Origin of the sequence: Nitrincola tibetensis, assembly GCF_003284585.1 — a bacterium.
Taxonomy (GTDB): Bacteria; Pseudomonadota; Gammaproteobacteria; order Pseudomonadales; family Balneatricaceae; genus Nitrincola; species Nitrincola tibetensis.
This window is the reverse complement of sequence record NZ_QKRX01000001.1, coordinates 363,464-377,206: the sequence shown is the minus strand read 5'-3', so window position 1 is coordinate 377,206 and position 13,743 is coordinate 363,464. Positions and strand designations below refer to the sequence as shown.

15 protein-coding genes are annotated in these 13,743 nt (G+C 46.9%); 6 read left to right on the top strand and 9 right to left on the bottom strand.

Annotated features, from left to right (window positions below; genetic code table 11):
- Positions 1–84: 84 nt before the first annotated feature.
- From DN062_RS01785 to DN062_RS01750, 9 genes are all read right to left on the bottom strand, one after another.
- A complete protein-coding gene (locus DN062_RS01785) occupies positions 85–672 on the bottom strand; it encodes a DNA glycosylase AlkZ-like family protein (RefSeq protein WP_205126620.1) in 588 nt (195 codons plus the stop codon).
- 8 nt (positions 673–680) lie between these two features.
- Complete coding sequence (locus tag DN062_RS18690) at positions 681–842, bottom strand: hypothetical protein (protein WP_205126619.1); 162 nt, start codon at positions 840–842, stop codon at positions 681–683.
- Positions 843–971: 129 nt separating this feature from the next.
- Positions 972–1,748 (bottom strand): phytanoyl-CoA dioxygenase family protein, encoded by a 777-nt coding sequence (locus DN062_RS01780; RefSeq protein WP_112157177.1) that lies wholly within the window; start codon positions 1,746–1,748, stop codon positions 972–974.
- A gap of 2 nt (positions 1,749–1,750) precedes the next feature.
- The gene (locus DN062_RS01775; protein WP_239995652.1) at positions 1,751–1,993 is read right to left on the bottom strand and encodes a hypothetical protein; all 243 of its coding nucleotides are present in this window, start codon (positions 1,991–1,993) and stop codon (positions 1,751–1,753) included.
- A gap of 195 nt (positions 1,994–2,188) precedes the next feature.
- The gene (locus tag DN062_RS01770) at positions 2,189–2,665 is read right to left on the bottom strand and encodes a GNAT family N-acetyltransferase (protein ID WP_239995665.1); all 477 of its coding nucleotides are present in this window, start codon (positions 2,663–2,665) and stop codon (positions 2,189–2,191) included.
- Positions 2,666–2,767: 102 nt separating this feature from the next.
- Entirely contained in the window at positions 2,768–3,145 is a 378-nt protein-coding gene (locus DN062_RS01765) for a hypothetical protein (RefSeq protein WP_112156960.1), read from the bottom strand.
- A 55-nt stretch (positions 3,146–3,200) separates the two neighbouring features.
- On the bottom strand, positions 3,201–3,584 hold the full coding sequence (locus DN062_RS01760; protein WP_112156959.1) for a hypothetical protein: 384 nt from the start codon (positions 3,582–3,584) through the stop codon (positions 3,201–3,203).
- On the bottom strand, positions 3,572–4,552 hold the full coding sequence (locus DN062_RS01755) for an arsenic resistance protein (RefSeq protein WP_112156957.1): 981 nt from the start codon (positions 4,550–4,552) through the stop codon (positions 3,572–3,574). The genes DN062_RS01760 and DN062_RS01755 overlap by 13 nt, the downstream gene beginning before the upstream one ends.
- Before the next feature lie 81 nt (positions 4,553–4,633).
- Positions 4,634–5,050: a hypothetical protein gene (locus tag DN062_RS01750; RefSeq protein WP_112156955.1), complete on the bottom strand. Its 417-nt coding sequence runs from the start codon at positions 5,048–5,050 to the stop codon at positions 4,634–4,636.
- Positions 5,051–5,271: 221 nt separating this feature from the next.
- Between DN062_RS01750 and DN062_RS01745 the strand changes: the two genes are divergently transcribed.
- The 6 genes from DN062_RS01745 (at position 5,272) to recB (ending at position 13,600) form a co-directional block, all read left to right on the top strand.
- Positions 5,272–5,787 (top strand): TRAP transporter small permease, encoded by a 516-nt coding sequence (locus tag DN062_RS01745; protein ID WP_112156953.1) that lies wholly within the window; start codon positions 5,272–5,274, stop codon positions 5,785–5,787.
- A gap of 11 nt (positions 5,788–5,798) precedes the next feature.
- Positions 5,799–7,076, top strand: a complete 1,278-nt coding sequence (locus DN062_RS01740; protein WP_112156952.1) for a TRAP transporter large permease — start codon at positions 5,799–5,801, stop codon at positions 7,074–7,076.
- Between the two features lie 56 nt (positions 7,077–7,132).
- Positions 7,133–8,140: a TRAP transporter substrate-binding protein gene (locus tag DN062_RS01735; protein WP_112156951.1), complete on the top strand. Its 1,008-nt coding sequence runs from the start codon at positions 7,133–7,135 to the stop codon at positions 8,138–8,140.
- A gap of 75 nt (positions 8,141–8,215) precedes the next feature.
- Complete coding sequence (locus DN062_RS01730) at positions 8,216–8,734, top strand: gluconokinase (protein WP_205126618.1); 519 nt, start codon at positions 8,216–8,218, stop codon at positions 8,732–8,734.
- Positions 8,735–8,808: 74 nt separating this feature from the next.
- Positions 8,809–9,840, top strand: coding sequence for an HTH-type transcriptional regulator GntR (gene gntR / locus DN062_RS01725; RefSeq protein WP_112156949.1), 1,032 nt, complete (start codon positions 8,809–8,811; stop codon positions 9,838–9,840).
- A gap of 16 nt (positions 9,841–9,856) precedes the next feature.
- Positions 9,857–13,600, top strand: a complete 3,744-nt coding sequence (recB, locus tag DN062_RS01720) for an exodeoxyribonuclease V subunit beta (RefSeq protein WP_112156947.1) — start codon at positions 9,857–9,859, stop codon at positions 13,598–13,600.
- Positions 13,601–13,743: the final 143 nt, after the last annotated feature.

Genomic DNA, 13,743 nt, shown 5'->3' with positions numbered 1-13,743 from the left:
GCTTTAAACCTTAAATTGTCAACAATCTAAAATGCTTGGCCTACTACTGCAGTTATTAATTGAGGGGTGTATATATACTATTTTTTATGGCGTGTCACCAATTGAAAGTGTTAACGCACTGCATAAACCTTGGCCCAAATGTATTGGATACGCCGCTTGCAAAAAGGCCGAATCACACCCCTGAAACTGACAAAACCCTTTGATAGCATCGATAAATGCTTTCACTATCTGATCCCCATCAAAGCTCTGTTGCTTAAAATACAGTGACTTAATTTCGAGCCTCCTGTCCTTCCTATGCGCCTTGCAATCCATGCGCCCAACAAATGCATCTATGTAAAGCAGTGGTAAGCAAAAATAGCCGTATTGACGTTTGGCAGCAGGCACATAACACTCTATTTTATAATCATAATCAAAAAGAGCTTTGAGTCTTTCTCGTTGAATAACACTGTTGTCAAATGGAGACAAGATAACCATACGATTATTCAGCCGAGGCAGCGGGTGTTCAAGCGCCCCCGCTTTCACGATAAAAACTTCGCCTCTGGTCAGTTTGATCTGCTCTAAACTACCCTGTGCCAGTTTATCGTTCACCAAGGTTTTGACGGCTCTTCGTAGCTCAGCATTGCGGCGTTGATAGGTCACGCCCTTGAGCGAAAAAACGCCATGACAGCGCAATTGCTGATCTAAATAGTATCGACTTGCACATAACCGAGATGGTTAATCGCTTTCCGTGCTCCCGACAACCCACGTCCAAAGGGCTGAGCGTGCAGCAACCCTTGAGCAGCCAAAGCCAAACAACGTAAACGCGCCAATTCTTGTGAACCTTTGACTCCAGTCGTGGCCATGCCAGCCTCTCTCCTATTTAGGCTTTATCCCGTGGGGAGCTGTAATCACCTAGATATGCAGGGACATCAATCCTGAATGGACGACTGTCCGCTTCATACAGCATTATTCTAATCGAAGTCGTTGCAGCACTACCTTATTGCTTTCATCTCAATCGAGTTTTTAAAAGCATCAGCATTTTCGAGCCTCTCCAGCATGTCTGAATCTGGTAAACAACTTTCATCGACAAAGCGCATTATCTCTGGAGCTGGATCGCAAAACAGTATGTCGAGAGACTGACGATTCATACCATACACTCCTCGATGAATCATGTTCGCACTAAACACCAGCAGGTCACCAGCATTTAGCGTAACGCGTGCACCTGTCGCCAGATCTTCATAACTCTTACGTCCATTTCTCTCCAAACGCACATCCAGTTCATCGTCACTATCCCAGCGCCGATGGCTCCCTAGTATTAATTCCATACCAGGCTCATCAACCAAAGGAATGCGAAAGTGAACAACATTTGGACCCAACAGCGCCTGTTTCTGCTCATCTATGGTCATATGGTACTGTGGATCTCTGTGCCAGTAGTTTTTCTGTCCTTCATTCACGGGATCGAAGAACGACTGGGTATTCATAAATGCCGGACGAGCACCAATAACAGAAGTCACAACCTCCTTGAGCTTAGCAGATCCGATAAACGCAAATAACGATTCCCTTTCAGTATTTTTCAGATGTTTTTTAGCTGTCAAATATGCTGAGTTTATCGCTTTATCAGCGTAGAACTGCGCATTTTCTAACATCCACGACTGATGAAATTGGGCGATCACTTCCCGGAGCTTATGAAGCTCGCTCTCGCTAAAAAAACCTCTAAGAACGAGATACCCGTTTTCTTCGTACTCTTTAATAACAAACTTAGTTAACAAGTCTACCCGCCCCACCAATGTCCAACCTTAAGAATACCGCGCCAAAGCCCTCCAAGAATAGATGGAAATAGTTGCGGAAACAGTAATGCCATTATGGCAAAGACGATAATACAGGCGAACAAGTAAGTACTGCTGAGAAACCCGCCCCAATATGCCAACCCTTTGTTGACACCAAGCCAGATGAAAGCAGCTGTGGGGACAGAGAAAAATAAAGATGCAAAAAGGCTGATCAATCTTGATTCCATTGGCCCACATTGGCTGTGATTCCTTGCCATATTCAGACACTACCATCAGTTTCAACAGCTAGCACTCTTACAGCACCTCTAGGTGCACACCAAGTATGATCAGCTTTAAACTCTTTGCTTCTCACTACTTTCACTTACCACCTCTGCAAGGTTGAGGACTATCCCAAACTTATAGCCTTCATTCTATTTGCTACATTATTCAACAAGATAAACCTTTAAACCGCAAGCCTGATAATTCCTTAACGCATTGGGATGATCTAGGGTACATGTATGAACCCACACTCTTTTTGCACCACAATCTTGCCATGCAGACTTAATTGCCCTTGAAAGTAGATAGCCACCGTAACCTTTTCCGATAAACTTGGGTGCCAAACCAAAATAGGCAATTTCAACATTAAATTCTGAATCGGAATTTAGTTCAAAATACCCTACTATGGAGCCTCTGTAATAGGCAACCCAAGTACGTAGATTGTCTGACTCTGCGTACTCTTCCCACTCAGCATCACTTAAAGCGAGTTTGTCGGTCCAATACCATAGCTCACCGACCAGACCATAGAGGTAGCGATTAAATCTAAAATCTTTAATCTCAACCTCCACTATCGTCAATTCCTTTGAGTCAGGTTTTTCAATGAACTCGCTTGGTGAATTCATTTCTAGATACGTGGTAATCACATTGCTCAAATTCAATTTCCTCGCTAACGCCTAAGCACATAAGCGGCCACTACTGGACGTCCCCAGCCGCTAATGGCGACGAAGTGCTTCGACGGGTTATAGTTAAAAGGTTGCATCTGCAACAGCATACATTTTCCGGCCATCGTCTGTCTTTGTAAAAGCATAGAACCCATGCACTCTCTCAATTTTTGAGCCATCTGCTCTGCATCTGACAGCCGAAGCTACTGCATGTGCTTCAAGACTATTGACAGCAGTTACCTCAAATCTCCAATCAATAGAGTGATCCCATCCTTTTTCTTCCTTGAGACTTTTCGGATCTATGGGGTACGAATCACACAGGGTAACTGAACCATTTTTAATGTATGCGATAGGATACTGGACCATTTTATCGATCAGAGAAACGTCGTTTTCTTTAAATCCTGCAACGTAGTATTTCATGTATGTTTCATGGACTTCAGATCGCAAATCTTCGAATGTCATATCATCTCCAGTGTATGGCCAATCGTAGTAAAACGACTCATTATTGAGCCGCTTTTCACCTTAGCTTGGCCCCAATGTAAGGTGCAAAGAGCGTTGCTGCGAGAACGATAGGCCAAATATTCCCGCCCTTAAATGTGTAAGCTTCAAGTAACATGGACCATGATTTGCCTTGCCAGAGGCCGAAAGAAAGCTCAAAGGCGAGCGTAAGCGCCAGCCAGAAAAACCCAATTAACCAAAACTGCATAGAGCTCTGGATTTGCAGCCACGGAAGCGAAAAGTACGCCACAACAATGATCAAAACGGAAAGCAGAATGCCGCTCAACACGAACGCAGCCGCACTTCCAAGACTAGATATGAGGACAGACTCGCGCAGCACACCATTGCCAACAGCTAGCACGAGGATACCAGCCCAAATTATGAATGCTTTTAAGGCGACCATCGTATGGTCTCTTCAGGACGAAATAACACCTTCGGAACCCACCACAAGTACGCCGCCATCCCAAAGAGTTCGACCAAGGATTGAAAAACAATAACAACAACGGCCACCTCAAATGATGATGGCAATGCCAACGCCAGCGGTAGTACGACAAATGAGTTCCGGCTTCCTAAACTGAATGCCAATACCCGCCCCTGCCCTGTCGGCAATCTGAATATCTGTGCAAGAGCACGGGACATTAGAGCGGCTATCACAAGAAAGGCAATAAAGATAAAAAGCAGATGTCCAAGCAAACCGACTGAGTCCATAACGAGACCAACTTGGGTCGCTGCAATCGAAAAGACGACAAGCGCAAGCAAGAGTACAGGGCACCAACCCAGTTTCTGAATGATCGCCCCTCTACGGGCATTTTTATCTGCCCATTTCTCTGTCAAGAATGCCGCTAACAATGGCAGTAAAATCAATCCAAAAAAAGCCAGTAGCATTTCTTGCTGCGCTATCTCTAATGCAACATCAAAACCAAGAAACAGCCACAAATAAAAAGGCAGCAAAAGAACCTGAAGTATCAAGCTGACAGGGGAAAAAGCAATGGCGTGCTTTGTGTCACCGCCACCCAAGTGAGTGAAGGTGATAAACCAGTCAGTGCACGGAACCAACAGAACCAGCAATATACCAAGACGAACTGCGGGCTCATTAGGTGCCAACGCCATCAAACCCCATACAACAACAGGCAATAGAATGAAGTTACCCATCACAGCGGCAACAATAAATCGAGGATCAGCAAATGCCTGGCGAATATGAGCCAGTGGAACTTGAGTAAAGGTTGTGTACAGCAATACCACTAGAACAGGCCAAAGCAACAGCTCCAAAACACTCACTTGGGTTGGCAAAAAAGCGCCAAGTGCTAGACCACACACAATGGCTATCAAGTAGACAATCACTTGATACTTTTCCAATAGCTCACGCTTCAACGATGGAATACCTCAGTCATGGTCAACGTTAGGCAAAATAGAATTTAAGGATGCAGTCGAGCTTCAAATTTACCCACTAAATCAAACACCCTTGATCTCAATAAACCATCTAGGCTGCATTTCATCAAAGTCTGTTCGAATATTAGAAGGCAGGTAACTGGCTGAGTCTAAAACAAACGCCTTCCCTTCTAAGCGCTTAAATACAACCCAGTGCCAAAAGTCTTTGCCGTTTTCTTGATGGTGTTTGATGGCTAACAACGCTAAATCAGGTAGAGCGCTCCAAGACTCAAAGGGTGTTTCATCTACGGAAGTCTCAACGCCTGCATGGCCGAGCAGCCGTCTCACATACCGAGTATCAGACCAGAGCAACTCATCCTCAGCATAAATATCCATTGCGTTTGCTATGGCTTTCATCTCTTGATACGTCTTTCCTAAAATGTTGGCAGCCGATGCAATTCCACATCCTGAGACTTCTTCCTGTACCACGGGCTTGAACATAGACACTTTCCTTAACGTATTTTATAGAGATGCAGTATAAGGGATATCGCCTCCAAGATGGCAGTAAACGACAGCGACTCGAAAAATGTTAGCGCTAACATTTTTATAGAAAACCTATTGACGAAACCCAATTTAAGCGATAACTTTACCAATATAGTCCGACGCTATCTTTAAAACTTAAAATGTTAGCGCTATCAATAAAAATAAATGAGTTGTGTTCAATGACTAAAATCACACCTGAGAAACCGCGCGTTTCTCTCCTTCGCCATGTGGCCGAGGCGATGTTAGCCCTCAGCATGTTTGGTATGGTCTGTGCCGTCTTCTTAAATGTAATACTTCGATACCTGTTCAACACGGGCATTTCCGGCTATGACGAGATCGCACGCTTACTCTTTGTTTGGTTAGTCTGCGTAGGCTCAATATTAGCCACAGTGGATCGTGAACATTTAGTGTTTGATCTATTGATCAACCGCTTACCTCGTAAACTTCAATATGTATGCCGCTGGACGAGCCGTGGATTGATTGCATGGATTCTTGGCCTCTTGATCGTTGGGGCATGGGAACAAATTCAAGTTGGCATCTACAGTCGTAGTCCTGTTCTGGGATATCCATTGGGACTGACAGCTGCCGCCATTCTGTTGATGGCGGCTTGCATGCTGATATTACTGATTGTTGAAAGTTGGAAGGACCTGCGCGGAACATTGCCCACTCCTTCGACTTCCCATCCTTCCGAATAAGGTATCGTCCTATGGCAATTGCAATTTTTTTAGCGGTCTTGTTCAGCACCATGAGCATAGGTGTACCAATCGCTTACGCATTGATGCTAACCGCGGTTGCGTTAATGTATCACTTGGACTTTTTTAATGCCCAGTTGTTGGCGCAGAATGTCCAGGCAGGTTTTGATAATTTCCCCTTATTGGCAGTCCCCTTTTTCGTGCTAGCAGGAGAGTTGATGACAGCCGGTGGCTTGTCTCAACGAATCGTTGACTTGGCTCGCGCCTTCTTTGGGCATGTACGCGGTGGTTTAGGCTATGTCGCCATAGGCGCATCCGTCCTTTTAGCGTCTATGAGTGGTTCAGCAATTGCCGATACCGCCGCGTTAGCGACTTTATTACTGCCCATGATGAAACGCCAAGGCTACCCGCATGGCAGCAGTGCCGGGTTAATCGCTTCTGGGGGCATTATTGGTCCAATTATTCCTCCGTCTATGCCATTTATTATCTATGGCGTAACCACCAACACTTCCATCAGCCAGCTGTTTATTGCGGGTATTGTACCGGGCATTCTCATGGCCGTTGCGATTGCAATCGCTTGGGGTTGGGTCGCAAAAGGCAAGGATTTACCCGTTGCCGAAAAGGAGTCTTGGGGCACACGTTTACAGGTGCTTAGACGCAGTATCTGGGCTTTGCTATTACCCATCATCATTATTGGTGGCTTACGTGGAGGGATCTTCACACCTACCGAAGCGGCCGTGGTAGCGGCGGTTTACGCCTTGATCATCACGACCTTGGTTTACCGCGAGCTCAATATTGCCGCACTCTATCAAGTATTAATTAGAGCATCCAAAACCACTTCGGTTGTTATGTTTTTAGCGGGAGCGGCTATGGCGTCTTCTTACATGATCACCCTCGCCGACCTGCCTAACCAGTTAATTGAACTATTCGCACCTATATTAGATAAGCCAATGCTGTTCATGTTGGCGGCCGTCCTCTTCCTGTTGATTATCGGCATGGTAATGGACTTAACGCCCTCAATTTTAATTCTGGCACCTGTACTGGCGCCGATGGCTGCCGCTGCGGGTGTGGACCCTGTTTACTTCGGTTTAATGTTCATCATGGCCGGGTGTATCGGGCTGATTACACCGCCTGTAGGCACCGTGCTCAATGTGGTATCGGGGGTCGGAAAAATGCCAATGGAGTCGGTAGTAAAAGGTGTACTGCCCTTTATTACGGCCTACATCCTTCTACTTGGCTTGTTAATTCTGTTTCCACAAATTGTGACTTGGCCACTTAAATGGCTGTCATGATGTTTTTGCTCTAGGCTTTAAACCAGCCTTACATAATCGTAAATGAGGATAGACCAATGAAAATAAAAACGTTATTACTCTCATGCCTGATTGGGGCTTCCATCATCTCCCACGCAGCGGCCGATGTTCAAACACGCCAAATTCGCTTTGGTTATGGTTTAAATGAAAACTCAAACCAAGGCCGCGCCACGAAGGTGTTTGCTGAGGAAGTGTCTCGACTTTCCGATGGAAAGTTACGTATTCGTGCTTTTGGCGGAGCAACTCTGGGATCTGACATTCAGATGCAGCAAGCGCTCTTAGGCGGCGCTCAAGAAATGATGGTCGGCTCCACCGCAACGCTCGTCGGCATTGCATCAGAGATGGCCATTTGGGATACCCCTTTCTTATTCAACAGTGCAGAAGAAGCCGATGTTATTCTTGATGGCCCCGTTGGCCAAAAAGTAATGGATACGCTCGAAGAAAAAGGGCTGATCGGCTTAGTGTATTGGGAGAATGGCTTTCGTAACCTCACCAACAGCCGTCGGCCTGTCGAGTCGTTGGAAGATTTAGACGGCATACGTTTACGCGTCATGCAAAACAACGTGTTCTTGGATAGCTTTAGAAATCTAGGTGCCAATGCTGTGCCCATGGCTTTTTCTGAGCTGTTTACAGCACTTGAAACCAAAACGGTTGATGGCCAAGAAAACCCTTTCAATACCATCTTATCGAGCAAGTTCTACGAAGTTCAAGAGTATTTGACCGTAACCAACCATGTTTACAGCCCATGGATTGTTCTTGTCAGCAAGCGTTTTTGGGATCGACTCTCGGCAACTGAACGCGACATTCTTCTCGAAGCCGCAAAAACCGCTCGCGATTTTGAGCGTGAAGACACACGCAAAGAGGCTGCAATGGCACTTGCCGAACTGCAAGAAAAAGGCATGAAGGTGAATGAACTTAGTCTAGAAGAAGTTGAGCGCATGCGTTCAAGACTGGTGGATGTTAATCAATCTATCGCTCAGGGCGTTGGGCAAGATCTCTGGGACGAGCTTCAAGCGGCGCTGACTGAACTCCGCTCAAATCAGTAATTCTGTTGTTTGTTTTTTCACACCATGTTTGGCCCTGGAAACCACTTCAGGGTCTTTTTTCGGAACACTTAATAGATGAAACCATACAAAATCGTTGTGATGGGTGTGTGCGGTTGTGGCAAAAGCACCCTCGCCAAGCGCCTTGCAGAGCAACTCAATGGCATTTTTTTAGAGGGTGATGCCTTTCACACACCCGCGAACATAGCAAAAATGAGTTCAGGCACTCCCCTTACCGATGCCGATAGACAGCCGTGGCTCGAAACCTTAGGCTCTGAAATTCGTCAGCAAGCGCTCTCTGGAGCCGTCGTTCTTGCGTGTTCGAGTTTAAAGCGAAGCTACCGAGATTTATTGCGCAAGCAAGCCGGTGAATTGTTTTTTGTCTACTTAGAAGGTTCGCCTGACCTGCTCAACGCACGGCTTTCAGCAAGACAAGGTCATTATATGAGTTCCAGCTTACTTCAAAGTCAGCTAAAGGATTTAGAAGCCCCGGGGGATGATGAAGCATCAGTGACGTTATCCATCCAAGAGAGCCCTGATCATCTATTAGAGTGTGTTTTGGAGCAGCTGTCCTCTGCGAAAAGTGATCTCAAATAAACGAACTGGATTGAATTTGCTAAGTAACTGAAATATAAATACTGTTATAAACTCATTCAAAGAGAGCTAACGAAATGAAGTCTGCGGGAAAATCGGGTCACCGAGGCAAGGGCCGCATTACGCTAGACGATGTTGCCCGTCAAGTTGGGGTTAGTGCGATCACTGTTTCGCGTGCCCTCAACAATCCCGATAAAGTGTCCGACACGCTGAGAGAGCGCATCCAACAGGCCGTGCTCGAAACAGGTTATGTGCCAAATCGAGCAGCGAGATCCTTAGCCAGTAATGCTAGCAAAACGCTTGCGGTCATTATTCCCTCTGTCTCCAACGCCGTGTTCAGCAATGTTATCAAAGGCATTTACGATGTCTGCACACCGCTAAATTATGAAATGATCATAGGCAACACCTACTACTCATTGAAGCAAGAAAGTAATTTAATTGAGAAGTTTCTGACGCACATGCCAGATGGGTTTATTACCACCGGTCTGGATATGAGCGATGATACCCGCGAACGGTTAGTGCAAAGCGGCATCCCGGTTGTGCAAATGATGGAAACTGGCACACGCGAACCCATTGATATGTGTGTGGGCATTTCCCACCTTGCAGCGGGCAGAGAAATGGCTGAGTACTTTATTCGAAAAGGCTATCAGCGCATTGGTGTCATCGCCTCTCAGCTTGACCAACGAACGCGCAATCGTGTACAAGGATTTCTTTCCTATGTTCGCGAGCATGCGCCGACTCAACCGGATCGAGTCATCGCAGACCCCCGCCCCTCTTCTGTGCACTTAGGGGGAGTGCTTTTTTCGGAGCTATTAGCGCAATTTCCGGACACGGATGCCATCTTTTGCTGTAACGACGATTTGGCCTATGGCGCTATTTATGAGTGCCAACGACGACACCTTAGAATTCCACAACAGATTGCAATTGCCGGATTTAATGACCTAGAACAATCCGCCTGTATCAATCCATCACTGACATCCATTGCCATTCCCCTGTATTCTATTGGCAAAACAGCCGCAGAAATGATGCTGAACCGCTTAAAAGGACAGCCAACCCCCACGCCCGTGATGGATTTGGGGTTTAGGCTGATTGAGCGAGAAAGCGCGTAGTCACCAAGGTCGTGCCATGAGCAGTCAAGAATTAGAGATAGGGTCATTTCCCTTATATGGGAGCCAATTAATTGAAGCCAGCGCTGGTACGGGTAAAACCTTTACCCTCGCATTATTGTATACGCGCTTAATCCTTCAACAGGGTGGAGATGCCGCTTTTTCGCAAGCGCTGACACCTGAGCAAATTTTAGTTGTGACCTTTACCGATGCGGCCACCCAAGAACTGAAAGAGCGTATCCGCCAGCGCTTGGTCGAGGCTGCAGACTGTTTTGGGCGCATGGACGAAGCCGCCGATCTGATTAGCAATGACCCTCTAAGGCAACTGCGCAGCAGTATTCCTAAGGACGAATGGCTGTTCTGCCAGCGCCGTTTACTGATCGCCGCTGAATCCATGGACCAAGCGGCCATTTCAACCATTCACGGTTGGTGCTATCGCATGCTGAAAGAGCATGCCTTTGACAGTGGCAGCCTCTTTAATCAGACCTTAATCTCAGATCAAAAACACCTAATCCATGAACTGGTAAAAGACTACTGGCGGATCCATTTTTACGGAATGGACACCGACGAAGCAGAACTTGTCAAAGAATTATTGGGCAGCCCTGATAACCTTTACAGCGACATCCGTTTCCTTATTCCAAAACACGACGTACCTATTAGCTTTCAAGGCCAAGCCATTGCCTTTGAAGATCAGGTTCAGCCACTGTTGACTGACGTCGCACAACAGCAAGCTCAGAAAAGTGCAGCTGAGAATCTAGCGCGCTCACGTTGGGCGGAATCTCGCAATGACCTTACAGCTCTCTTAACTGACTTACAACCAAATTTGCATAAGTCCAAATTCGGTATTAAAAGCGAAGAGGATCTTATCCAGTTTTTGTCGGATGCCGACGCTTGGGCGGCAGGCCAACCTGCGCCAAAAGGCTTACACTATTTACAAGAAGGCGAGATTCCCCTCACTGGCGGTAAAAAGGCACCCGCTCAGCCTTCGCACCCCGCCTTTGAAGCAATTAAAGCCTGGCAATCTTACGCAAGCGGTGACGACTCAACGCTTGCACTAAAAGCTCATCTGATTGCACATGCAACCTATTGGGTGCGTTCACATTTAAAGCAACTCTTGTTAGAGCGAGCGGAGTTGGGCTTTGACGATTTGCTCGTTCAACTGGACAAAGCCCTTCAGGGGCCGCAAGGTGATGCATTGCGCCAGACCATCAAAACTCAATATCCGGTTGCGATGATTGATGAGTTCCAAGACACAGATCCCTTGCAGTATCGGATTTTTGATCGCATTTACGACATAGAAGCGAACTCGCCAAGCACGGCAATTATAATGATTGGCGATCCAAAACAGGCGATTTACTCTTTTCGTGGCGCCGACATACACACCTACTTAAAAGCCAGACACGCCACGCACTCTCGTCATTACCATTTGCGCAAAAACTATCGATCAACACAAGGTGTTGTCACCGCCGTAAACAGGTTATTTGCACAAGGTGAGCAGCTGAGTAAAGGGGCGTTTCATTTTAAGCAGTCTGATGACAATCCCGTGCCCTTCCTTGAGGTAGAGGCTCAGGGTCGCTCTGAGCAATTGCGACTTGAAGGTGAAGTCACGCCAGCCATGAATTTTTGGTATCTAAAAGGCCTTCCCTCTGCTGGCTCAGAAAGCGACTCAGATGCCGAATCGCCTGATGCACTGATCCCTATTGGTGCATTTCGGGAACAAATGGCAAAGGGCTGCGCCAGTCAGATCGTGCGTTGGTTAAGCACTCCAGAGATCTCAGGCTTTTTTACTCAAGACACTTGGACGCCGCTTAAACCGAATGACATTGCCATTCTCGTGCGCAGTCGAAGCGAAGCGGACTTAATTCGAACGGAGCTGAGGAGCAGAGACTTAAATAGTGTTTATTTGTCCGACAGAGAATCTGTCTTTCAATCATCGGAAGCTCGCGATCTGCTCATTTGGCTGCAGGCCTGTGCCGATCCTCGCAATGATCGCAAAATACGGGCAGCGCTTGCAACACCAACGCTGAACGTCAGCCTGATACGCCTAGAAGCATTGTATCGTGACGAATTACTCTGGGAGCAGGAAACAGAGCATTTCCGATACTTTCATACCTTATGGAGCCGACAGGGCGTTTTACCTATGCTGCGTGAATTAATGCAGCACTATGAATTAGCCAAGCGTGTTCTGTACCGAAACGAAGGGGAGCGCATCCTAACCAACCTGCTGCACCTCGCCGAGTGGTTGCAACAAGCCAGTGTGCAGTTTGAAGGTGAACAGGGATTGATACGCCACCTTGCCGAGCAAATTGAAGATCCAAGCGAAGAGCAAATTTTGCGTCTTGAAAGCGATGCCGACTTAATCCGAGTCATCACTATTCACAAATCCAAAGGGTTGGAGTACCCGCTGGTACTGCTCCCATTTATTAGCAGTTGGAAAGAGGTGAATCATTTACAAAAGTCCGTCAATCTTTCCCTCAGCGACTCGCCTTCTCTTGAAGTTGCAGGCTCCAAGCATTTTCCAATGGCTTGGGAGCACGCCGATACAGAACGCCATGCGGAAGACATGCGTTTGCTGTACGTTGCACTCACGCGTGCACGTCATGCCTTGTGGCTTGGCATTGCCGCCTTGAAATCTGGAACAGCTAAAGAGTCTAAAATGCATAAAAGTGCATTAGGCTATCTTTTAGTGGATCAAGAAACCTTAACGCCCGAAAACCTAGCACAATCACTTGAAGCATTGCAGAAATCAAGTGATTGCATTTGTATACTCAACGCCCCTAGCATCGAGTACACAAGCTATACACCTGCACTGACGTATCAGTTCCGTGCCGCCGAAACATCCCTTAAAAGTCCGAAGGAATACTGGTGGATTGCCAGTTACTCTGCCTTGAAAATGGGGGATACACTGCAGGACACTGAAAAAGCCTGGCTCAATACGGCTCCCGATTCAGCCATCGAAGAGACGCAGTCCGAAGAGCAAACACAAGGGATGGATCTAGCACAAAGTCGCTTGGATCTGCCTGCCGCCGAGCTCCATGAGTTGCACCGATTTATTCGTGGCCCCAATGCCGGCACCTTTTTACACGGATTACTGGAGTGGGCTGCAGAGCAAGGCTTTGAATCAGCCTTGCAATCCGCTGATGCACGTCGCGCCATGCTGGAAAAGCGCTGTCAAATTCGAGGCTGGGCGGCCTGGATTGATATTCTTGATCATTGGTTGCATAGCTTCTTAAGCACACAATTTCAATTACCCAACACTTCGGTTCTGGCACTGCATCAACTCCAGCGCTATCAAGCCGAAATGGAGTTTATGTTTGCTGCGCATAGGGTCGACACGCAAGCGTTGGACAGTCTGTGCCGAACCTATTTGAGGCCAGGTCACGCACGGCCAACACTTCAAGCGATTGAACTGAATGGTATGCTCAAAGGCTTTATCGATTTGGTGTTTGAGTTTGAGGGGCAATATTATATCGCCGATTGGAAATCGAATTATCTTGGCGATAAAGACGTGGATTACGCCTTGCCCGAATTAGAAAAGGCCCTGTTAGATAAGCGTTACGATGTGCAATACGCTTTGTACCTACTCGCACTTCACAGACACTTGCACAAACGCATCCCCGATTATCAATACACGCGCGACGTTGGCGGTGCCTTGTATTTCTTCCTACGTGGCAACCAACATCCAGAAACGCGTGGGCTGATATCCGACCAGCCCCCTCTGGCATTTATTGAGGCACTCGATGCCTTATTTCGATCCGCTTAAGGGTTCTTTTAGGAGTCAATCATGTCTTATACACCAATCCTCTTAAAAAACCCTTTAATTTTACCTTTTAAATGCCGCTTTACATGCCCCTTGAAAAGCGCCTTAAAAGACGCTGTAAAGAATGTCTATCTGAGGACCCAGCC